The sequence below is a fragment of the Glycomyces halotolerans genome, from assembly GCF_054779575.1.
The window spans coordinates 1-20,416 of the sequence record NZ_BAAGXZ010000005.1 but is presented as its reverse complement, the minus strand read 5'-3'; the positions used below and the strand labels follow the sequence as shown (position 1 = coordinate 20,416).

Below are 20,416 nucleotides of genomic sequence, written 5' to 3'. Positions count from 1 at the left end.
CCGTGTGGAGACCCTGCTCTACGCCGCCGCCGCGATCGTCGCCCTCGGCGCGGCCGCGACCGTCCTATGGAAGCTGGGCCGCGGCGTGGTGAGACTGCTCCGCCAGGTCCGCACCTTCTTGGAGGACTGGAACGGCGAGCCCGAGCGGCCCGGCGTCCCGGCCCGCCCCGGTGTCCTCGAGCGCCTCGAGCGCCTGGACGCGCAAGTCCACCCCAATTCGGGGTCGTCGCTGCGGGACGCGGTCGACGAGACACGCCAGCTCCTGCGGGGCCACATCGCCGACCCCGACGCGCACCGCTAGCGGTCGACCTCGACGAACTCGCCGACGTCGGGGCCTCCCAGGACCGTCCGGCGCCGGGCACACGGTGGCCGGAGATCACATTCTCGATCCGGCGAGCCCGCTTGTACTCCGCTTCCCAATCATCCGACATACGTACGAATCTAGGAGATGGCCATGCCCGAGACAAGGGGCGAAATTCAGGTAGGCAGCAAGGAAGACCTGCTGACCCGATTCGACGACCGCCACCCCTCAACCATGCACGTCCTGAAGTACTTCGCGTACTCGCACCTGCCCGCGCACCTCAAGGAGGTCTCGAAGCCCGTCGCCGAGCTGGCCGTCCAGATGGTCGCGCGGCTGGACGACGGGCCCGAGCTCACCGCCGGGCTCCGCAAGCTACTGGAGGGCAAGGACTGCCTGGTCCGCGCCCGCCTCGACAAGGAGAATTGATCATGCTTCAGAAGATCAACAAGCTGCTGCCCAAGCCGCTCCGCCGGACTGTCTACGCGGTCGGGATCGTCGGGTTCGTCGCCGCGATGAGCATCGATGGCGACGCTTCGGCCGTCGCGGGCTACGTCGACCAGGGCTCCGAGATCGCGACCGCGCTCGGCAGCCTGATCGCGCTGCTGAACCTCCGCGACCCTGGTGAGGGGGCGGCGCCCGCCGAGTAGATCTCAACGCTGGCGGCTGAGCGTTGAGGTGTTGTCGGAGACGACAACGCGCGTTGTGGACGGCCCTCGCCTACGGGCGGGGGCCGCTTTCGTCGTGCGCGAATGTTACCGCGCGCATGGCTGGCCTGACAGCAGAAAGCCCCGGTCTCCCGGGGCCCTCCGTGTCGCCGCTACCGTCGGCGGGCCTTCTCGGCGGCGAGGACTTCGGCGAGGGTGTCGCCGGTCAGGACCTCGCCAGCTATCGGACGGTCCACCTCGGCCTCCAGCGTGTAGAAACACGCCGCCGAGCAGACGCCCGGCTCGGTCGGTAGCTCGACCGTCGCGTCGGCGCCGCAGATGACGCAGGGTTTCGTGGTCATGATGATGATCCTCTCAGGTCGTGCGTGATGCGGGAAGGGCTACTGGTCGGTCCGGTTGCAGATCCAGTGATGCGCCACGCCGCTGATCATGAGGGCGGCGGCGGACATCGCGGGGGTGATGCACCGACAGTTGGTCTCGCTGGTGATGCGGACTTGGCGGGCTATGTACTCCTCGACCATGACCGCGTCGAGCCGGTCCATGTCGAGGTGGGCGCGGAGGCGGTCGAGGCTGACCCAGCCGCCGGGGGTTTTCTCGAGGTCGGCGATGGCGTCGCGGAGGCGTTCGCCGGGGGTGGGTTCGGGTACGGGGGCCCAGGACCCGATGACCCAGTGGCCGCGCTCGTTTTTGTGGGCGACGACGTCGCCGTTGCGGCACCAGCGGCGGGCTTTGGCGGGGGTGGTGCCGGCCTGGGCGGCGAACTGGGTGATCGTCTGGAGTTTCATGGTCTCGTCCTCTCGGGGGTGTGGTGGCCCCGGGTCTCCCCGGGGCCGGCTGGCTAGTAGGGGGCGATGAGGTGCTGGTACTCGCCGCCGAGCCAGAGGGCGGCCTCCCGGTCCTCGCGGGTGAGCGTCTTCTGGTTCGACTCGGGGAGGAGGCGGACGGTGTGGGTGCCGGCGAGGTCGGTGAGGGCCTGGTCGATCTCGGTGCGGGTGTAGTCGGGGAGTGCCCGGCGGAGGCGGGCGAGGCCGACGTACTCGTGGCCGCCGTTCTCGGCGCGGAGGCGCTCGGCGGTGTGGAGGATGGCCTGGGTGGGGATCAGTTGGATGCGGAGACTCTGCGTGCTGCTCATGTAGATAAGTCTATACCCCTCTTGATTTCAATGTCAAGGGGGGTAGGGACTTAATTTGCGCAGCCCCTCACTCCTCCTCTTCTCCCTGGTCAGGACGCCACTGCCGCCCCTCCGCCACCTCGCTCGCGTGCGCCACCGCTCGCGCCACAAGCGCCCGCTCGCCCCGGCTCATCGACTCCAGGTGCCCATCGGCCAGATCCCCGGCCGCCACCGCGATACGGCGGGCGGCCGCCCGCTGATCGGCATACACCGGCCGGCCCCGCTTGGTCAGCATCCCCAGCGCCTTCATCAGGTCGCCGGTGTGGCGGTCGGTGTGCTCCAGCAGCAGCTCGGCACCGCGCCGCAGCAGCGCCGGCCGCACCCCCTGCGCGGTCATCGGTCCGTCGCCGAGCCGCGCCAGCGCGACCTTGCCGACGCCGAGCCGTTCGGCTAGGGCCTCGTCGTCGAGTCCGAGCTCGGCGCGGAGCTGCTCGAGGTACTGGCCGCGCTGGTCGGTGATCCAAGCGCCGGCGCCTTCGGCGAGGTCGCCGAGCACGCGGAACCGCTCGGCCGGGTCGAGTTTCTCCAACTCGGGCCAGTTGAGGATGAGGTAGTCGTCGAAGTTCGTCATGGGTCCTCCATAGGGTCGCCCCCGGCCGCAGCCGGAGGCGGTGGCTTATTCGCTGACGAGCACCGGGTTGGCAAGCACGAGCGAGCCGTACTTCGTCTTCTCGACGACCATGCCCTCGCGTGCGTCGCCGAAGCGCGAGTTCGGGTCGGGCGACAGGATCAGCTCGGCCTTGCGTCCCCAGACGCGGCGAGTGATGGTCTCAGGCGTGCGCCCGGTGTGGACTTCCTGGGTGTGCGGGTTCTTGATCTCAGCCATCGTTGCGTCCTCTCGATGATCGGTTTCTAGTAGCAGTCGCAGGTGCGGCGGTCGAGGCCGCAGTAGTGGCACTCGGCCGAGCCGGCCGGGACGTGGGAGGCCAAGCCGAGCATGGCGCCGACGCCGCCGTCGGCGCTGACGGTCCGGCGGGCCTTGGACTCGTTCGACCAGCCCGGCTGGAGCCGCGCGGGCTTCGGGGCCGGCTTGGGGGCGGGGTTGCGGAGGGCCTGGACGTGGGCGCGGGCGGCGGTCTCGCTGCCGAAGGTGCCGCGCTTGCTGGTCGACTCGACCAGCTGGCCGTCGAGGTAGAGCCAGTAGCCGATGACCTGGCCGCGGCGGCCTTTGTCGGCCTCGATGCGGATGCCGGCCATCGCGTCGGCGCAGCGCTGGGAGGCGGTGAGGTAGGCCCGGTAGGCGGGGCTGGTCTGGTAGGTCATCGGTCTATCCTTCGTGTGGAGGTCTTTCGCCTTGACCTCTTAAAGATACACCCCCCTTGACTTCAATGTCAAGGGGGGTGGTTCATTTTCCTTAGAGGTGCCAAACCACTGGCCAGAGCGCTAGTAGAGCGCTCCCACTCACCGCGAAAGCGAGGCCGCCCGGACCGATCCCGGACGGCCAAGGAGCGACAGCTCGGTAACCACCGGCAGGGTACGCCGGGGCACCGACATGAAGCGGCCCTCCCCGGTCATCGGGAAGGGCCAGTACTCTGGATCAGGATGCGTAGTCAGCGCCGTCCGGCAATGCCGCTGATGGGGTCAGCAGTCACCGCCGGGCGGCGCGCAGCAGCGACTCGAAGTCGCCGACCGCGACACCGAAGATCGGCGAGCCATCGCCCAGCTTCGAGTCGCGCACCTCGAACGCACCCTCGCCAGCCCGGGCCTCGACGCAGTTCGCGCCGGAGTTGCCCGAACGGCTGGACTTGCGCCAGTTCGTCTTCATTGCAGGAATTCCTCCAGTTCTACCGATTGCCGGTCCCTGACGGTGGCGAACACCGCCTCGTACTGCGACACTACGTCACCCTCGACGTAGCGGCCTCCGTCGATGTCCTCGACGTAGGCGAAGGGCCGGGCCCCGGCGTTCTGCGGGGGCGTGAGGATCGTAAACGACCCGAGCATGGAGGCGTGAAACCCGGTGATCACTCGAATATCGACGCCCAGGTCTCGGGCCTGACGGAGCCGCTCGACCTGCCCTCGCCTGACGTCGGGGTGGTCGTCGAGGTAGGCGAGCGCGGCGCGGCCGATGAGGAACCGCATGTGCGGCAGCGGGGAACGGCTGAAGACGATCTCTTGGCGGCGGGTCCTCAGGTCCCGGAGGGTTTCGGCGAGGCGGCTCTCGATCGGTAGCTGGGCCTCTTGCGCGGTCCGGTGGTATTCGGGGGTCTGGAGTAGCCCGGGGATGTATTCGAGCTCGAGGGAGCTGATCAGGCGGGCGGTCGCCTCGGTCTCGTACAGCACCCGCAGGTCCGGGGGGACGTTGTTGCCCTCGAAGATCCCTCTCCGCTTGGAGTCGAGGGACAGGGAGGTCATGCGGGTCATCTGCTCGGAGGTCGCGCCGATCGCGTCGGCGAGGGCCTTGATGGTCATGGGTTTGGGGGCGACTTCGCCGGACTCCCAGCGCCGGATGGTGGAGACGTGGACGTTGAGGGCGGCGGCGACGTCGGCGGGTTGCTGGCCGGAGGTTTCGCGTATGCGGGTGATGAGGGCCCCGAGTGCCAATCGGGTGAGTGTCGGTGTGCTCTGCGTACTCATCAGCACAGTATGGGCGCTTTCCATGCGTGTGCGCAATAACCACGCTGCATTCTGCGCCGTGCATTTTGCGCCCTGGCGAGTCACTTCACAGGGGTTGCGAAACGCCTTACGGTCGTTGCATGGCCGAGGCGATCGGCCTCCGCATAGACCGGCGGGCCGCCGGCACGACTACGCATCACCCGGCGGCCCGCCTTCACCAGAGGTTGGAGCTCTGATGACACCTAGCGTACGAGGCGCACCAGACGCCGAGCAACAAGCGCTCCTGGGGGAGCTGCACCCCACGCCCGGAGTCCGCCTCACCCTGCACCGCACCGACCGTCCCGGCGAGGCGATCCTCATCCGGCACCGCACCAACCCGCACACCGGCCCCGAGGCCGACACCGCCGCGCGCATCCGCTACCACGGCGCCGTGGTCTCCCGGATCGAGTGGGACGAGCACCACCGGTCGCACCGGATCGTGTGGATGGGCATGGTCGAGGACTGGATCAGGGCGCAGATCGCGGGCGCCTCGTGAGCCCGCAGACGCTCCTGGAGCGGCCCCGTCCGGCGTGGGACACCGAGCCGCCGCCGGGCTACCCGCGGCGCTCGCTGGATTGGTATCTGGCGCGGGCGCGGGCCCGTGAGCGCGCGCGTGGCCGCCCGGCGCTGGCCTCCCTGACCTGACCCCTTGGGGCCGTGATGGCGGCGGCCCCACCCCCGGCCACGCGGTGGGGCGTGGCCGGGGCCCCCAGACTCCCCCGCGACGGGATCGGCGCGGAGGAGAGCGGCGGCCCGGTAGTCCCCACTACTCGCCTGTCGGCCGGGCCGCCGCATCACTCAGAGAGAGGACCATGAGAGATCTGATCATCGTCGCCGGATGCATCGCCATGATCTGGCTGACGTGCACCCCGCTGGGCCGGTACTACCTCCGGCGGATCGCGGTCGGCCTCGCCCTCGCCGCTGTGGCCGTCGGCGCCGCCGTCGAGCTCGACCTCTGAGTCACCCGTCCGGGCGAGAACGCGTATGAGCCCTCGTGTCCAGGGGACTCACCAATAGCCACCCTTAGACCCCTACTGAGGCTCCCGTCGCCTTCGGGCGTCGGGATGCCCCCAGGGGGCAGCGGCCCGGGCTGAATAGCCCGGGCCGCCTTCACCACTCGCGCCACTTGTAGTCGATCCGCCGCTCCTCGAACGCCCGCACCCCCGGCCGATTGCGCCGCAGCTTGATGTACTCGAACAGCAGCTGGACCACTTCGCGCTTGGCCTCGATCGGGACGTCGTTCTCCCACACGCGCCGCACCACAGCCTCGCCAGCACCGGCGGTGAGCTTCAGAAACTCACGCAGCACCGGCGGAGCACCGGCGGTCGCCGCCGCCTGCTTCGCGGCCTCAAGCTGGGGTTCGAGCTTCGCCTTCCGTTTCCCGAGCTGCTCGAGGGTGAGGATATCCAGGTCGTAGCCCCTGAACGCCTCGTCGAGCTTCGCTTGCAGCCGCTTCACCTCAGCTTGCGCGGCGGCGGCCTCGGAGTCGTCGGCCGCGCCGATGCGGGCGATCACGTCCGGCTGCGACACGCGCGCGATCACCAGGTCGGAAATGTAGTCGTCGACCCAGGAGACCCGAATCGACGTGCAGCCCGGCCCCATCTCGGGCACCGGGTCCACTCTCGGGTCGTCGCGGCACGAGTAGCGGATGTTCCGGGTCGTCCCGCCCGGTGGCCGCCCGGCCCCTTGGCGTCGCCCGCACACGTCGCAGGTCATGAAGTAGGAGACGAGGTGGTCGGCCTGTGCGGCGCGGGAGGCGCGGCGGTCCTCGTTGGTGAGTACGCGGTGGCACGACCACCACTCGTCGATCCACGCCGCATCGCCGAACAGGGGCGCCCAACCGGCCTCGAGCAGCTCGCCGGTCGTGGGGTGCTTGCGCATACCGATGTGCGCCGGGTTCAGCAGCACCCTGCGGAGGTTGTCGTTGCGCCACGGCGCGCCCGATTCCATCAGCGGCACCCACTGCGGGTCGTCAGGGTCGAGGGCGGCGCGGCGGTTGAAATCGAGGCGGACGCGGCGCAGGGACCAGCCCTGGTTGATGCGCTGGACGCCTTCGCGGATGCACCCGCGCGTGACCGGGTCCGGCTCTTGGCGGATGAGTTCGCGGGTGCGGTCGTCGTAGAGCCTGCGGTGCCCGAACGGGATCTTGCCGTCCGGCCTTCCCGATTCGAGGAGGGCGAGCTTGTCGCGGTTGATGCGCTCGGAGGTCTGGCCGGACTCGTATTCGGCGTCGATGATCATCTCGAGCAGGCGTTTGCGGTCGCGGGGCTTGCGGGGGTTGTAGGCGGTGTCCTCGTCGATGATGTAGACCAGGGCGCTCTGTGCGGCGCACAGGTCGACGAACGCGACGCCTTCGGCCGAGGTGCGGGAGCCGCGTGAGGCTTCCCAGAGCATGACGAGGTCGAATCGGCCGGCGGCGAGGTCGGCCATCATCCGGTCCCACTCGTCGCGGGCCTTCGTGGAGAACGCCGAGGCCGACACGTCGTTGTCGCGGTAGATCTCCAGGCTGGCGACGGCGAGCTCCTCGCCGGCGGCGGTGCCCCGTTGCACTTGCTGCTTGACCGACCGGCCCCGGTTCGCTTGGTGCTTCCGGGTGTCTTTCGAGACGCGCGCGTACAGGCAGGCGCGTCTGCCAGGGGGAACGTTAGCCATGCGGGCATCCTACCGGTGTAGCTCCCTAGCGTGCAATAGCTGACGGGATGGCGCACTGCTACATCCTGCGCCATCAGGAACTGGTCATCGGCGACACGCTCCGCAAGGCCGAGCGGCTGGCCAGGGCCGAGGGCCGCGGCATGTGGGCCGGCGCCGTCCTCGACTAGGCCGTGTTCTCCAGGTAGCGCAGCACCGCGGCGACGCGCCGGTCGGTGTGGTCGTCGGGCGGCAGCTCCAGTTTGAGGAAGATGTTGCGGATGTGCTTGTGGACGGCGTTCTCGGTGATGAACAGCCGCTGCGCGATCGCCGCGTTGCCCAGGCCTTCGGCCATGACCGACAGGACCTCCTTCTCGCGGGGCGTGAGCCGCTCCAGCGGGTCGCCGGACCGCCGCTGCGCGAACAGCTGGGCCACGACCTCCGGGTCGATCGCGGTGCCGCCGTCGGCGACGCGCCGCAGCGCCTCCACGAAGGCGTCGACGCGGCCGACCCGTTCCTTGAGCAGGTACCCGATCCGGTTCGCGCCGCCGGCCAGCAGGTCGGTGGCGAAGCTCTGCTCCACATAGGCCGACAGGACGAGCACCGCCAGCTCCGGATGGAGGCCGCGGGCCTCCACGGCGGCCTTGATGCCCTCGTCGGTGTGCGTCGGCGGCATCCGCACGTCGACCACCGCCACATCGGGCCGGTGCTCGTCGACCGCCTTCAGCAGCGCGTCGGGCCGGTCGACCGACGCGACCACGTCGAATCCCTCCCCGCGCAGCACCAGCCCCAGGCCCTCGCGCAGCAGCGTGTCGTCTTCGGCGATCACGATCCGCATGGCAACTCCGCTTCGATCCGCGTCGGCCCGCCGGCCGGACTGGTCACGGCCACCCGGCCGTCATGGGCCTCGACCCGGCGGCCGATGCCGGCCAGGCCCGAGCCCGCGGCCGCGTCGGCGCCGCCGCGGCCGTCGTCGGTCACGCTCACTCGCAGCCGGTCGGCCCGCAGGACGACCTCGACGGCGGCCCGGCTGGCCTCGCTGTGCTTGGCGACGTTCGTCAACGACTCCGCCACAACGAAATAGGCGGTCGCCTCGACACTGGCCGGGCACCGGACCGGCACGTCGACGACCACTTCGCACGGCACCGCGCACTCCGAGGCCAGAGCGCTGACGGCTCCTTCCAGGCCGCGGTGCTCCAAGACCGGTGGGAGGATGGAGCGGACCACGGCCCGCAGCTCCGCGAGCGCCAGCTCCACCGAGTCCTGCGCGCGGGCCAGGATCGCGTCGGCCCGCTCGGGGTCCCGGTCCACTTCCTTCCTCGCCGCCCCGACCAGGACCGCGACGCCGACGATCCGGTTCTGCGCCCCGTCGTGCAGGGCCCGCTCGATGCGCCGCAGTTCCACCGCGTGCGCGTCCAGGGCCGCCGCGCGCGTCGCCGTCAGCTGCGCGACCCGCTCCGAGAGGTCCACGTCCGGGTCGGGTCCGAGGAGATTGACCCCCGGCCGGCACTGGAACTCCAGCAGTTTCGCGGCGGCCAGGAGCCACACGATGAACGCCGCGACCCCGAACACCGTCCCGGCCACGGCCCCGCCCCATGTCTGGACCTCGATCACCCCGTTGAGGACCGTCCGCTCGGCGGGGTCGACGAGGTTCCACCACAGCGGGATGGTGGTGTCGTGCACCGCGTTGAACGGCAGCTGCACCGTGACGACGCCGACGATGAGGCCGAACGTGCCCTGCATGAACAGCCACGCCAGGTCGCGGCGGGAGGCCGGGTCGCCGGCGACCGCGCGGACCGTGCTGAGCGAGGCGTCGGGCGCCGCGTCGTGATAGGGCTGCTCGACCGGGCGGCCGAGCCGGTGCAGCCGCCGCCGCTCCAGGTCGGCGAGCACCCGCACCCACTGCAGCATCGGCCGAATGAGCGGACGGCCGATGCGGACGGCGCTGAGCACGCCGACGGCGGCGGCGAACGGCACCGTGAACAGCGCGACCATGCCGATGCCCGCGCCCGCCGCGGCCCAGCCGGTCGCGACCGTCGCCGCGCGCAGCTGACCGCCGATCGAGTCCTCGTCTCGGCCCATGCGCCTCCCACCTCTCCGAATCGCCCGGCGGCGCCCGTCCCAGAAACCTACCCGGGCACCGGCCGCGGCGTCGGTACAGCGGGCTGTACCCCTGCGGCTACCTCTGGCGCCACCCGCATTCACCTGCTCGCTGCATTGGGGTCCAACGCTTCAGGACATAGCGTCGGGATACAGCGAACACCACCCTCGGAAGGGCCCGCAATGAACGACACCCATCCCGCCCGCGACCGGGACGAGGCCGCTCCGGCCTCGGACGGCACCGACCTGCTCCTGTGGATCGCCCTGGCCCTGACCGCCGGGGTCAACGCCGGCCTGTCCCTGATCGGGCTCGAACTGCTCGCGATCCCCTTCGGCGCCGTCGCCCTCTTCGCCGGCGTCACGCTCCTCATCCGCCACCTCCAGCGCAGGAAATGACCGTGCCGAGCCTTCCCGCGCCCAGAGGCGGGCTGCGCGACGACCCCACCCGGCCGGCCGCGCTGCTCATGCGAGAGGTCACCAAGACCTACGACGGGGCCCGCAACGCCCTCGACGGCATCACCCTCCAGGTCCCGCGCGGATCGTTCCTGGCCGTGACCGGCCCGGCCGGCTCCGGCAAGTCGACGCTCCTGCACTGCGCCTCCGGCCTCGAGGCGGCCACCGGCGGCGAGGTCGCCATCGGCGGCGCCGCCGTACGGCTCGGCCGGGCGCAGCCGACCGCGCTGCGGCACGGCCGCGTCGGCTTCGTCTTCCGCTCCTACAACCTCCTGCCGTCGCTGACGGTCGAAGAGCACCTCGAACTGGCGCTGCGCGTCACCGGCGCCGCGACCGACCGGAGGCGGCTGCGCCGCCTCGCCGACCGCACCGGCATCGGGCCGCTGCTCGACCGCCGCCCCGAACGGCTGTCGCCGATCGACCAGCAGCGGGCCGCGATCGCCCGCGCGTTCGCGCCCGGACCCGAGATCGTCTTCGCCGACGAGCCGACCGGGGAGCTCGACGCCGAGGCCGCCGAGGCGGTCCTCGCGCTGCTGCGCGACCTGGTCGAACAGTCGGGTCCGGCGGTCGTGATGGCCACCGGCCGGAGCGAGGCGGCCGCGTTCGCGCACGCCGCGGCGGTGCTGGAGGAGGGCAGGATCGAGCGTTTCGTGCCGCGGCCGACCACCGAGGCGCTGGAGCGGCGCTCGCCGCAGCCGGCATGAGACACCGCGCAGGGGCCGCCCGGCGGGCGGCCCCTGCGCGGTGTCGGTTCAGACGGAGGCGGGAAGCGGGCGGCGGGCCAGCAGCGCCGTCGCGGAGGCGGCGAGTCCGACGACCGCGACGCCGACGACCAGGTACAGGCCCGGCCGGTAGGCGGCGATGCTCGTGGCGGCGGTGGCGCTGATCAGGCCGGTCGCGACCGCCAGGACGATCGCGCCGCCGATCTGGCCGGAGGTCTGGACCAGGCCCGAGGCCAGGCCCTGCTCGTGGTCGGCGATGCCTTCGGTGGCCTGCACCATGACCGACGAGAAGCCGAGCGCGAAGCCCATGCCGAGCAGCAGGAAGCTCGGCAGGTAGTCGGCGAAGTAGGCCGGCTCGCTGTCGCCGCCGCGGACGATGAACCACAGGTAGCCCAGGACGAACGAGCTCATCGAGGCGATGATCATCGGCGTCGTCCCGAACCGGTCGATGAACCGGCCGGCCAGCGGCGAGATGAACGCCACCAGGACCCCGGCCGGGGCCAGGGCCAGCGCCATCCGCAGCGGACCCCATTCGAGCGTGTTCTGCAGGTACAGCGACACGATCGTCTGGAAGCTGATGTAGGACCCGAAGATCGCCATCGCGGCGAGGTTGGCGCGCACGATCGACCGGACCTTGAGGATGCTCAGGCGCACCAGCGGCCGGCGGACCCGGTTCTCGACGACGAAGAACGCGCCGAGCAGGACGACCGCGGCGGCGGTCGTCGACAGCACCGTCGTGGTGAAGCCGGTCTCCGGGGCGGTGACGATCGTGTAGACGGCGGCGAGCATGCCGCCGGTGAGGAGCGCGGCGCCGGTGAGGTCGATGCTGCCGCGTTCGGTGCGTTCGCCGCGCGGCACCACGATGAAGGCCGCGACGATGACCGCGGCGACGACGGCGACCGGGGCGTAGAACGTCAGCCGCCAGTCGATGCCGGTGAGCAGGCCCGAGACGATCAGGCCGGAGGCGTAGCCGGTGGCGCCGAAGACGGTGAAGACCGACAGGGCCTTGTTGCGGTCGTGGCCCTCCTTGAAGGTGGTGGTGATGATCGACAGGGCCGCCGGGGCGGTGAAGGCGGCGGCGACGCCTTTGACGATGCGGCTGGCGATGAGCATCGCGCCGTCGTCGACCATGCCGCCGACCAATGAGGCCAGTCCGAACACGACCAGGGCGGTCAGGAAGACGCGGCGGCGGCCGAGCAGGTCGGCGGCCCTGCCGCCGAGGAGCAGGAGGCCGCCGTAGCCGAGGATGTAGCCGTTGACGATCCATTGGAGACTCGCGGTGTCGAGGCCGAGTTCGGCTCCGATGGACGGCAGCGCCACGCCGACCATGGAGACGTCGAGGGCGTCGAGGAACATCGCGAGTCCGGCGACGAAGAGGATCGCCCAGAGCCTGGGGCCCCAGCGGGCCGGGGCGTGTGCCGGGGTGGTGGAGCGGTCGAGGTTTTCCGGTTCGGTTTCGGTGAGTGTCACGCGGCTCAACTTATATGCCCGTGCATTCAATGTCAACGCATTAAATGAATGGACATAAAATGCCTTGACATGGTAATCTGCTGGTCATGGAGCCTCCACCCGAACCGGACGTCTGCGCGAAGTGGTCAGCGACACTACGCGTGTACCACGACACGTCCTGCGAGCTCGAAAACGAACTCCAGGCACGACACGGGTTGGGACTCAGCGAATTCGAAGTCCTCCAGGCCCTCAGCGGCCACTGCGGCGAACACGACGGCAAAGTCCGCATGAAACAACTCGAAGCCGAGATGTACCTCAGCCAAAGCGCCCTCTCACGCACCATCACCCGCCTCGAGAAGGCCGGACTCGTCACCCGAGCCACCTGCGAATACGACCGCCGCGCCAACCTCCTCATGCTCACCGCCGCCGGCCGCGACCGCTGGGACGCCGCCCGGCCCACCCACAACGCCGTCCTCCGCAGACATTTCGCCTGACCGCGCGACCCCTCCCCCATGCCCCCACTCGGTAAGGTGAGAGCCAGAGAAGCCACGACCGGACTCGGCATGGAGAGATCCCAATGACCAACCCCGACAACAACGCGCCCGAGGAAGACGACGGCGGCACGTTCAAACTCAAGCCCGGAGGTCAGTCGAAGCCCGAGCCGGAATCGCAGGACCCGCTCGACTCGACCATGAAACTCCGCAAATCCGGCGGCCAGGGCCCGGCGTCGACACCGCCCCCGCCGCCCTCCCCGCTCGGCCAACCCACCGGCCCGGCCAACCCGCCCGGGCCCTACAACGACACCGCCGTCATGCCGCAGTCCGGCGGATCCCAGACCGGCTTCCAGCCTTCGGCCCCCGTCCCCGGACAGCAGTCGCCACTCGGACAGCAGCCGCAGCAGCAGCCCCAGGGCCAGAGCCCGTACGGCGCACAGCCCTACGGACAGCAGCAAGGCGGCCAGATGCCGCCCCAGACCGGCGGGCAACCGTACGGGCAGCCGGCCGCTGCGGGCCACGTCCCCGCCGGCGTCAAACGCATCGCCCTGCTCGCCCTCATCGCCGGCGGCACGAGCCTGGTCAACGTCATCGTCAGCATCGCCATGGCCGGAGGATCCACCGGCGTGTTCGCCGTGCCCGGCCTCCTGTTCGCGCTCGCGATCCTCGGCTTCGGCTTCACTCTGCCGCGCGGCATGCTCTCCTCCAAGGGCCTGCGCCTGACCGGCATCATCCTCATGATGGTCCAGGGCGGCTTCGGACTGCTCGCGCTGCTCGGCATCCTCGGGGTGCTCGGTCTGCTCGGCACCGGCTACATCCTGCTGAGCCTGCTGTTCTCGGCCGTCATCGTCGGCGCCGACGCCTGGGCCGCGTTCATCTACTTCAAGGACACCGAGGCCCACGCCTGGATGACCGGCGGCGCCGCCGCGCCGCAGCACCCGGGCGCGCCCGGACCGCAGGGCTACCCCGCGCAGCCCGGGCCGCACCCCGGGCAGCAACCCGGACAGCAACCCGGACAGCAACCCGGACAGCAACCCGGCGGATACCCGCCGCCTCCCGGATACCAGCAGGGCCAGCAGCCGCCGCAGAGTCCGTACGGTCGCTAGCCCTTCACACTTCCCACTGGTCGGGACTAAGCTCACTCGTATGGACGGCCGCGGCTGCCACGGCGACACCCATGGCGCCGTACACCTGGCGATGTCGCCGCGGCCGCATGCGAGGAGGTCAGTATGTCTGCAGCCCCAGTGAGGGTGGTGGTCGCGAAGGTCGGGCTCGACGGGCACGACCGCGGAGCGAAGGTCGTGGCGCGGGCGCTGCGCGACGCGGGCATGGAAGTGATCTACACCGGCCTGCACAACTCGCCCGAGCAGGTCGTGGCCACCGCGCTGGCCGAAGACGCCGACGCCATCGGGCTGAGCATCCTCTCCGGAGCCCACATGACGCTCTTCCCGCGAGTCATGCGACTACTCCAAGAGGCCGACGCCGACGACATCGTCGTATTCGGCGGCGGCATCATTCCCGACGAGGACATCGCGGCACTCACCGAGGCCGGAGTGGCCGCCATATTCGGTCCCGGAGCCTCCACTCAGGCGATCGCCGAATGGGTCGCCGAACACGTCGGCCGCGCCAAAGCCGGCGGCGCCGTCACCTGAACGCACGCCCCCGGCCGGCGAGAACCCCGGGCGCGAAAAATAATCCGCCGGGCCCGTAACCGCCCGCAGGGGCGCTCGTTCTTTATAGTGTCGGGCGCAGCGAGCACGGCGCCGGATACATCGAGAAGCGGCGATCGAATCGCCGCGAATCGGTATAGCACGGCTCATAGAGCCATGCCACAAGCCGCCGATGCCCTGTCGATTGAGGGGTGGCGATAGGGCATCGTGCCTAAAAGGGGATCAAGCCTTTGAGGGGTGGGCTTGATTCCCGACTAAAAGGGGACCGGACGCCTGAGGGGTGCGTCCGGTCCCCGCTTACGTGCGCATCGCTTTCACAGGCCCCCTCACCCGCGGTGAGACCTTCGAACTCGTCACACCCGCCGCCGCCACACGGGCGAGACCCGCCCCCGCGCGTTACGCTGCGCTAACGGGCACCTGACCAGAACTTCGGTCCCCGGCCCCCGCACCGGCGGGACGGGACGGGCCAGGCAACCCGGTCAAAGAAGACTAGCTAGTGGAGCGGACTCTACAGTGGATCTGTACGAATACCAGGGCCGCGCACTGTTCGCCCGGCACGGTGTGCCGGTACTGGACGGCGGCGTCGCCACCACCCCGCAGGAGGCCGTGGAGCTCGCTGAGCGCCTCGGTGACCGGGTGGTCGTCAAAGCGCAGGTGAAAGTGGGCGGCCGAGGCAAGGCGGGCGGCGTCAAACTCGCCGACACCGTCGACGAGGCCCGAACCCACGCCACGAACATCCTCGGCATGGACATCAAAGGCCACACGGTCGAAAAAGTCATGCTGACCGTCACGGCCGACATCGACTCCGAATACTACTTCTCCTACCTCCTCGACCGGGCGAACCGCACCTTCCTGTGCATCGCCTCCACCGAAGGCGGCGTGGAGATCGAAGAGGTCGCCAAAACCGACCCCGACAAGGTCGTCAAGACCCCGATCGACGCCGGCGTCGGCGTCACGCCCGACATCGCCGGCCAGATCGTCGACCGCGCCGGGTTCCCCGTCGACCTCCGCGACCAGCTCGTCGACGTCTTCGTCAAACTCTGGGACGCCTTCGTCGCCGAAGACGCCACCCTCGTCGAAGTCAACCCGCTCGTCCGCACCCCCGAAGGGAAGGTCCTCGCCCTCGACGCGAAGGTCACCCTCGACGAGAACGCGAACTTCCGGCACTCCGAGAACACCGAATTCGAAGACAAGTCCGCGGTCGACCCGCTCGAGCAGCGCGCCACCGAAGCCGGCCTCAACTACGTCAAACTCGACGGCCAGGTCGGCATCATCGGCAACGGCGCCGGCCTGGTCATGTCGACCCTCGACGTCGTCGCCTACGCCGGCGAGAAGCACGGCGGCGTCAAACCCGCCAACTTCCTCGACATCGGCGGCGGCGCCTCCGCCTCGGTCATGGCCAACGGCCTCGAAGTGGTCCTCTCCGACCCGCAGGTCAAGAGCGTCTTCGTCAACGTCTTCGGCGGCATCACCGCCTGCGACGAAGTCGCCAACGGCATCATCGGCGCCCTCCAGATGCTCCACGACCGCGGCGAAGACGTCGACAAACCGCTCGTCGTCCGCCTCGACGGCAACAACGCCGAAGTCGGCCGCAAGATCCTCGCCGACGCGAACCACCCGCTGGTGACCGAAGTCGACACCATGGACGCCGCAGCCGACAAGGCCGCCGAGCTCGCGAACAAGGAGGCCTAGGCCAATGGCGATCTTCCTCAACGAGAACAGCAAGGTCATCGTCCAGGGCATGACCGGCTCCGAAGGCATGAAGCACACCCGCCGCATGCTCAAGGCCGGCACCAACGTCGTCGGCGGCGTCAACCCGCGCAAAGCCGGCCAGAAAGTCGACTTCGACGGCCAGAGCCTGCCCGTGTTCGCCTCCGTCCAAGAGGCCATGGCCGAAACCGGCGCCGACGCCTCCGTCGTGTTCGTGCCCCCGGCGTTCTGCAAAGCCGCCGTCATCGAAGCGATCGACGCCGAGATCGGCCTCGCCGTCGTCATCACCGAAGGCATCCCGGTCCACGACTCGGTCGCCTTCTGGAACCACGCCGAATCCAAGGGCAACAAGACCCGCATCGTCGGCCCCAACTGCCCAGGCATCGCCAGCCCCGACAAGTCCAACGCCGGCATCACCCCCGCCGACATCACCGGCTCCGGACCCATCGGCCTGGTCTCCAAATCGGGCACGCTCACCTACCAGCTCATGTACGAGCTGCGCGACGTCGGCTTCTCCACCTCCGTCGGCATCGGCGGCGACCCGGTCATCGGGACCACCCACATCGACTGCCTCCGAGCATTCGAGAACGACCCCGAGACCAAGGCGATCGTCATGATCGGCGAAATCGGCGGCGACGCCGAAGAACGGGCCGCCGAATACATCAAGGCCAACGTGACCAAACCGGTCGTGGCCTACATCGCCGGCTTCACCGCGCCCCCCGGCAAGACGATGGGCCACGCCGGCGCCATCATCTCCGGCTCGGCCGGCACCGCCGACGCCAAGAAGGAAGCCCTCGAGGCCGCCGGCGTCAAAGTCGGCAAGACCCCGAGCGAAACCGCCAACCTCATGCGCGAGATCGTCAAGGGCCTCTAACTCGACGGACGGAACACGGGCCGGGGCGGTGACCGCCCCGGCCTTCGCCGTCTCCGGCCCCGGAGCATTCGTCCGTTCGCCGGAATCTTGTCGGAGGCCGATGGTTATGTGGAGTGCATCAAACGCCCTCGGCGGGACCGACGGGCGGCCTTCCCGCGACGACCAGGAGGACTCCATGGCAGAAGTGCAACCTATCCCCGAGGGCTACCCCCGGGTGAGCCCGTATCTGATCGTCGACGGCGCGAACGACGCCATCGACTTCTACACCGAGGTGTTCGGCGCCGCCGAACACGCCCGCATGGAAGCCCCGGGCGGCACCGTCGCCCACGCCGAGATCACCATCGGCGATTCGATGATCATGCTCGGCGACCCGTCCCCCGATCTGGACGCGCGCGACCCCAAGCAGGTGGGCGGCACACCGGTGTCGCTGATGATCTACGTCGAAGACGCCGACGCCGTGTTCTCGCGGGCCGTCGCCAAGGGCGCGAAGGCGCTCACCGAGGTGTCCGAGCAGTTCTACGGCGACCGGCTCGGCAGCTTCGAGGACCCGTGGGGGCACCGTTGGTACGTGGGGACCCACGTCGAGGACGTCACGCCCGAGGAGATGAAGCGCCGCGCCGCCGAGGCGATGTCCTAGGCGCAGGACGGTCACGGCGAACGCCACGCAATACGGCGACAGGTCCCGGCCGCGATGCGGCCGGGACCCAGAACCGTGTCACCGGGCCAGCCCACCGCCTACACCGCTGCTCGCACACCGTGTGGACACACGGCCCGCGCTAGAATGTGCGACGTGGCCCACGATCGATCCGACGGCATACGCGGCCTGAACGACCGGGAGTCGGATTCGCCTTACGTAGAGCGGGTCTACCAGGTGTCGGAGAGCGCGGCAGGCGGCGCGCCCGCACCGAAGCGCATGGTGTCGGTGGCCAACTCGAACTGGGAACTGGTCGTCTGGACCTCCGGCGGCGCCACCAACGTCTCAGTGCGCGGCCCCGAGACCCGCCCATCCGAAGTGCCCCTCGACGGCACCCCCGGCAGCGCCTTCGGCATCGTGTTCCGCCACGGTGCGTTCCTGAAGAGCCTGCCCGTCGGCGGACTCGTGGATTCGAGCGTGGAGAGCCCGCACACCACGGCGCGCACGTTCGTGCTGCACGGCGATCAGTGGGAGATCCCCGCCTACGAGAACGTGGAGACGTTCGTCGACCGCATGGTCCGATCCGGCCTGCTGTCCCGGGACCCGCTGGTCACCGACGTCATCGCCGGAGACGTTCCGCCGCTGATCACCTCCCGGTCCGTGCAGCGCCGCGTGGCAGCGGCCACGGGCCTGACACAGGGCATGATCCGGCAGATCGAGCGGGCGCGGCAGGCCGCGATCCTGCTGCGGCGCGGTGAGGCCGCGATCGACGTCGTGCACGAAGTCGGGTATCACGACCAGCCGCACCTGGCCCGCTCGCTGGCGAGGTTCATCGGCCGGAGGGCCACCGATCTGCGACGCCCGGTCGAGAACGAGGTCCTGTCGCTCCTGTACAAGACAGACGCCCAGGTGCGTCAGTAGATTCTGTCCAGGCCGGAAGGACCGGCCGCATGAATCAAGGAGCCGAGATGGCCTTCACACAGATCTACATCAACCTTCCCGTCACCGACCTGGAAGCGAGCAAAGCGTTCTACCAGGCGCTGGGCGGCACGATCAACCCGCAGTTCACCGATGAGACCTCGGCCCAGGTGATGCTCAGCGAGACGGTGGCAGTGCAGTTGATGACGCATGATCAGTTCTCCCGGTTCACCTCACGCGAGATCGCCTCCGGAGGAATCGAGGCGATCAACGCGCTGGCGGCGGAGTCGAAAGAGGAGGTCGATCGGCTGGCGGGTGCCGCCGTGGACGCCGGGGGCACCGAGCCGAGACCCGTGCAGGACATGGGATGGCTCTACAACCGGGCTGTGGACGACCCGGACGGACACTGCTGGGAGCTGCTCGCTTACGACGCATCGGCGATGCCCGGCACGCCGGACTGACGACGCCCGCGCCGAGACGAGTTCGGCGCCCGTGCTGGCCCCGGGCTAGGGCCCTCTTCTGGAGGCTGTCCCTGGAGTGGGTGTTGGGATCGGTCGTGCCTTTGAGTTGCCGGTGGTGAGGTGGTCGCGGTCTTTAGCGGCGACGACGGGGTAGGAGCATGGCCCTGGTCCTGTCTTCGGCTGTCGGGTGGTGCGTGGTGCGGGTTTCTTGGCGGCGACGAAGAGGTAGCGGGGTCGTTGGGGTCGGGTCGTCGTGGCCAGGGCTGGGGACGGGCAGGTCGTGCCTGTGGTGGGCCTGTTTGGAGTGTGGCTCGGCTTTGTGCTTGGGCCGCAGGCGGTTCGGGTCCGGAACATGAAAGCATTCGCACCCTAAGAGTGATGGCAAACCGCCCCTGGCCTGGGATCATTGAGGTATCAGGCGAACAAGCCACCGGAAATCGGTAAGGCGTTCGAACACCGGACACCGCGCGAGGGGGTGTGGCACATGGCAAACACGCAGGCATCGGTTCAGGAACGCTCGGTCAAGTCCGAGGCCATCCACACCAGCCTCGACCAGGCCGCCGCGCTGATCAACTCCGTGCACGCTCGTGTGCTCGCCGAGGTGATCGAGGCCCAAGCGTGGCGGATCCACCGCGAGGTCGACGGCTACTCCGCGGTCCGGGCCTGGCTGGTCGCGAAGTTCGACTTCACCGACAAAACCGCCGCCGACATCGCCGCCATCGCCCGCACCGCCCGCAAGTTCACGGTCTTGACCGAGACGGCGGTCTCCGGGCGCGCCCGGATCGACGCGGTCGCCGCCGCGGCCCGCAGACTCGAACAGACCAAGGCGATGCGCGACTACGCCACGGCCCCCTACCGCGAGCCGGTGCCCTCCCCCTTCAACCCCGAGATCCGGTGCGCTTCTCCTGAGGTGTTGATCGCCCAGTACTGCGCGCACACCAGCGTCCAAGCCGTCCACGCCCTCCTGGACGAGATCCAAGCGGCCCTGGATTCGGGTGAGGAGGTCTTGGACGGGCTGGCTGAGCAGTCGCTGCAGCGCCTGGACCTGGCCCCTGTCGGCAACGGCATGTGGGACCTGCGCGCCACCCTCACCGCAGCGACCGGCCAGATGCTCGCCAAAGCCCTCAACACCGCCGTACCACCACCCCGCCAAGACGAGACCGACACCACCGGGCTGCTGCCCCCAGCGGCCAACCGGCGCGCTGAGGCATTGCATCAGATCCTGGCCGTCTACGGGGCCGACCCCAAAGCGCACACCCGGCACGGGCACACCACCGGGCTCCACCTGACGGTCGACATCGACACCCTCCGCGGCGAGGACACCGGCCGGGTCCCCCTCCTCGAAGGCAAGCCGGTGAGTGTCGCCAAGGCGCGGCTGTTGGCTTGCGATGCCGGACTCATCGTCCCCAGCGTGTTCGACTACACCACCGGCGAAGCGGTCGAACTCGGTCGGGCCGAGCGCCTGCCCACCGTCGCGCTGCGCCGCAAACTCGAGCTCGAGCAGCCCTACGGGTGCGCCTGGCACGGCTGCGACGCACCTTTGGCGTGGACTGAGGCCCACCACATCCGGCACT

The 20,416-nt window shown here is 69.6% G+C and carries 28 protein-coding genes; 16 read left to right on the top strand and 12 right to left on the bottom strand.

Going from position 1 to position 20,416, the window contains the following annotated elements; all coding sequences use genetic code 11:
• Positions 1 to 4 precede the first annotated feature (4 nt).
• The 3 genes from ACYVL2_RS06170 (at position 5) to ACYVL2_RS06160 (ending at position 948) form a co-directional block, all read left to right on the top strand.
• A complete protein-coding gene (locus ACYVL2_RS06170) occupies positions 5 to 301 on the top strand; it encodes a hypothetical protein (RefSeq protein ID WP_460541285.1) in 297 nt (98 codons plus the stop codon).
• Between the two features lie 153 nt (positions 302 to 454).
• On the top strand, positions 455 to 727 hold the full coding sequence (locus tag ACYVL2_RS06165; protein ID WP_460541283.1) for a hypothetical protein: 273 nt from the start codon (positions 455 to 457) through the stop codon (positions 725 to 727).
• Positions 728 to 729: 2 nt separating this feature from the next.
• Positions 730 to 948 carry a hypothetical protein gene (locus tag ACYVL2_RS06160; protein WP_460541281.1) on the top strand — a complete coding sequence of 73 codons (219 nt, stop codon included), beginning with the start codon at positions 730 to 732 and terminating at the stop codon, positions 946 to 948.
• 170 nt (positions 949 to 1,118) lie between these two features.
• Here ACYVL2_RS06160 and ACYVL2_RS06155 read toward each other — a convergent pair whose 3' ends face one another.
• The 8 genes from ACYVL2_RS06155 to ACYVL2_RS06120 form a co-directional block, all read right to left on the bottom strand.
• Positions 1,119 to 1,307 (bottom strand): hypothetical protein, encoded by a 189-nt coding sequence (locus ACYVL2_RS06155; protein ID WP_460541279.1) that lies wholly within the window; start codon positions 1,305 to 1,307, stop codon positions 1,119 to 1,121.
• A 39-nt stretch (positions 1,308 to 1,346) separates the two neighbouring features.
• On the bottom strand, positions 1,347 to 1,751 hold the full coding sequence (locus ACYVL2_RS06150; protein WP_460541277.1) for a hypothetical protein: 405 nt from the start codon (positions 1,749 to 1,751) through the stop codon (positions 1,347 to 1,349).
• A 53-nt stretch (positions 1,752 to 1,804) separates the two neighbouring features.
• Positions 1,805 to 2,098, bottom strand: a complete 294-nt coding sequence (locus ACYVL2_RS06145; RefSeq protein ID WP_460541275.1) for a hypothetical protein — start codon at positions 2,096 to 2,098, stop codon at positions 1,805 to 1,807.
• A 67-nt stretch (positions 2,099 to 2,165) separates the two neighbouring features.
• The gene (locus ACYVL2_RS06140; protein ID WP_460541273.1) at positions 2,166 to 2,708 is read right to left on the bottom strand and encodes a hypothetical protein; all 543 of its coding nucleotides are present in this window, start codon (positions 2,706 to 2,708) and stop codon (positions 2,166 to 2,168) included.
• 45 nt (positions 2,709 to 2,753) lie between these two features.
• The gene (locus ACYVL2_RS06135) at positions 2,754 to 2,963 is read right to left on the bottom strand and encodes a hypothetical protein (RefSeq protein ID WP_460541271.1); all 210 of its coding nucleotides are present in this window, start codon (positions 2,961 to 2,963) and stop codon (positions 2,754 to 2,756) included.
• 26 nt (positions 2,964 to 2,989) lie between these two features.
• Positions 2,990 to 3,400, bottom strand: coding sequence for a hypothetical protein (locus ACYVL2_RS06130; RefSeq protein WP_460541269.1), 411 nt, complete (start codon positions 3,398 to 3,400; stop codon positions 2,990 to 2,992).
• A gap of 325 nt (positions 3,401 to 3,725) precedes the next feature.
• Positions 3,726 to 3,902 carry a DUF397 domain-containing protein gene (locus tag ACYVL2_RS06125; RefSeq protein WP_460541267.1) on the bottom strand — a complete coding sequence of 59 codons (177 nt, stop codon included), beginning with the start codon at positions 3,900 to 3,902 and terminating at the stop codon, positions 3,726 to 3,728.
• Positions 3,899 to 4,711: a helix-turn-helix domain-containing protein gene (locus ACYVL2_RS06120; protein ID WP_460541265.1), complete on the bottom strand. Its 813-nt coding sequence runs from the start codon at positions 4,709 to 4,711 to the stop codon at positions 3,899 to 3,901. The genes ACYVL2_RS06125 and ACYVL2_RS06120 overlap by 4 nt, the downstream gene beginning before the upstream one ends.
• Positions 4,712 to 4,925: 214 nt before the next feature.
• Between ACYVL2_RS06120 and ACYVL2_RS06115 the strand changes: the two genes are divergently transcribed.
• Positions 4,926 to 5,225 carry a hypothetical protein gene (locus tag ACYVL2_RS06115; protein ID WP_460541264.1) on the top strand — a complete coding sequence of 100 codons (300 nt, stop codon included), beginning with the start codon at positions 4,926 to 4,928 and terminating at the stop codon, positions 5,223 to 5,225.
• A 316-nt stretch (positions 5,226 to 5,541) separates the two neighbouring features.
• Positions 5,542 to 5,688, top strand: a complete 147-nt coding sequence (locus tag ACYVL2_RS06110; RefSeq protein ID WP_460541262.1) for a hypothetical protein — start codon at positions 5,542 to 5,544, stop codon at positions 5,686 to 5,688.
• Positions 5,689 to 5,839: 151 nt separating this feature from the next.
• Here the strand turns inward: ACYVL2_RS06110 and ACYVL2_RS06105 are convergent, their stop codons facing one another.
• From ACYVL2_RS06105 to ACYVL2_RS06095, 3 genes are all read right to left on the bottom strand, one after another.
• Positions 5,840 to 7,381: a recombinase family protein gene (locus tag ACYVL2_RS06105; RefSeq protein WP_460541259.1), complete on the bottom strand. Its 1,542-nt coding sequence runs from the start codon at positions 7,379 to 7,381 to the stop codon at positions 5,840 to 5,842.
• A 163-nt stretch (positions 7,382 to 7,544) separates the two neighbouring features.
• Entirely contained in the window at positions 7,545 to 8,195 is a 651-nt protein-coding gene (locus ACYVL2_RS06100; protein ID WP_460541257.1) for a response regulator transcription factor, read from the bottom strand.
• On the bottom strand, positions 8,183 to 9,439 hold the full coding sequence (locus tag ACYVL2_RS06095) for a sensor histidine kinase (protein ID WP_460541255.1): 1,257 nt from the start codon (positions 9,437 to 9,439) through the stop codon (positions 8,183 to 8,185). The genes ACYVL2_RS06100 and ACYVL2_RS06095 overlap by 13 nt, the downstream gene beginning before the upstream one ends.
• Positions 9,440 to 9,640: 201 nt before the next feature.
• On the opposite strand from ACYVL2_RS06095, the gene ACYVL2_RS06090 reads away from it, so the two are divergent.
• Positions 9,641 to 9,853 carry a hypothetical protein gene (locus ACYVL2_RS06090; protein WP_460541253.1) on the top strand — a complete coding sequence of 71 codons (213 nt, stop codon included), beginning with the start codon at positions 9,641 to 9,643 and terminating at the stop codon, positions 9,851 to 9,853.
• A gap of 2 nt (positions 9,854 to 9,855) precedes the next feature.
• The gene (locus tag ACYVL2_RS06085; RefSeq protein ID WP_460541252.1) at positions 9,856 to 10,614 is read left to right on the top strand and encodes an ABC transporter ATP-binding protein; all 759 of its coding nucleotides are present in this window, start codon (positions 9,856 to 9,858) and stop codon (positions 10,612 to 10,614) included.
• Positions 10,615 to 10,662: 48 nt separating this feature from the next.
• On the opposite strand, the gene ACYVL2_RS06080 is transcribed toward ACYVL2_RS06085, so the two are convergent.
• The gene (locus tag ACYVL2_RS06080; RefSeq protein ID WP_460541250.1) at positions 10,663 to 12,102 is read right to left on the bottom strand and encodes an MFS transporter; all 1,440 of its coding nucleotides are present in this window, start codon (positions 12,100 to 12,102) and stop codon (positions 10,663 to 10,665) included.
• An 86-nt stretch (positions 12,103 to 12,188) separates the two neighbouring features.
• Here ACYVL2_RS06080 and ACYVL2_RS06075 point away from each other — a divergent pair, with 86 nt between their 5' ends.
• From ACYVL2_RS06075 to ACYVL2_RS06035, 9 genes are all read left to right on the top strand, one after another.
• A complete protein-coding gene (locus ACYVL2_RS06075; protein ID WP_460541248.1) occupies positions 12,189 to 12,575 on the top strand; it encodes a MarR family winged helix-turn-helix transcriptional regulator in 387 nt (128 codons plus the stop codon).
• Positions 12,576 to 12,658: 83 nt separating this feature from the next.
• On the top strand, positions 12,659 to 13,681 hold the full coding sequence (locus ACYVL2_RS06070; protein WP_460541246.1) for a hypothetical protein: 1,023 nt from the start codon (positions 12,659 to 12,661) through the stop codon (positions 13,679 to 13,681).
• 123 nt (positions 13,682 to 13,804) lie between these two features.
• Entirely contained in the window at positions 13,805 to 14,227 is a 423-nt protein-coding gene (locus tag ACYVL2_RS06065; RefSeq protein ID WP_460541244.1) for a cobalamin B12-binding domain-containing protein, read from the top strand.
• Positions 14,228 to 14,758: 531 nt separating this feature from the next.
• Positions 14,759 to 15,937, top strand: a complete 1,179-nt coding sequence (sucC, locus tag ACYVL2_RS06060) for a succinate--CoA ligase subunit beta (protein WP_460541242.1) — start codon at positions 14,759 to 14,761, stop codon at positions 15,935 to 15,937.
• Between the two features lie 4 nt (positions 15,938 to 15,941).
• Positions 15,942 to 16,829, top strand: a complete 888-nt coding sequence (gene sucD / locus ACYVL2_RS06055; RefSeq protein WP_460541240.1) for a succinate--CoA ligase subunit alpha — start codon at positions 15,942 to 15,944, stop codon at positions 16,827 to 16,829.
• 175 nt (positions 16,830 to 17,004) lie between these two features.
• On the top strand, positions 17,005 to 17,466 hold the full coding sequence (locus ACYVL2_RS06050; protein WP_460541238.1) for a VOC family protein: 462 nt from the start codon (positions 17,005 to 17,007) through the stop codon (positions 17,464 to 17,466).
• 153 nt (positions 17,467 to 17,619) lie between these two features.
• Complete coding sequence (locus tag ACYVL2_RS06045; protein WP_460541236.1) at positions 17,620 to 18,384, top strand: helix-turn-helix domain-containing protein; 765 nt, start codon at positions 17,620 to 17,622, stop codon at positions 18,382 to 18,384.
• Between the two features lie 47 nt (positions 18,385 to 18,431).
• On the top strand, positions 18,432 to 18,842 hold the full coding sequence (locus ACYVL2_RS06040) for a VOC family protein (protein WP_460541234.1): 411 nt from the start codon (positions 18,432 to 18,434) through the stop codon (positions 18,840 to 18,842).
• A gap of 484 nt (positions 18,843 to 19,326) precedes the next feature.
• A partial coding sequence (locus tag ACYVL2_RS06035) for a 13E12 repeat family protein (protein ID WP_460541232.1) occupies positions 19,327 to 20,416 on the top strand: 1,090 nt, incomplete at its 3' end.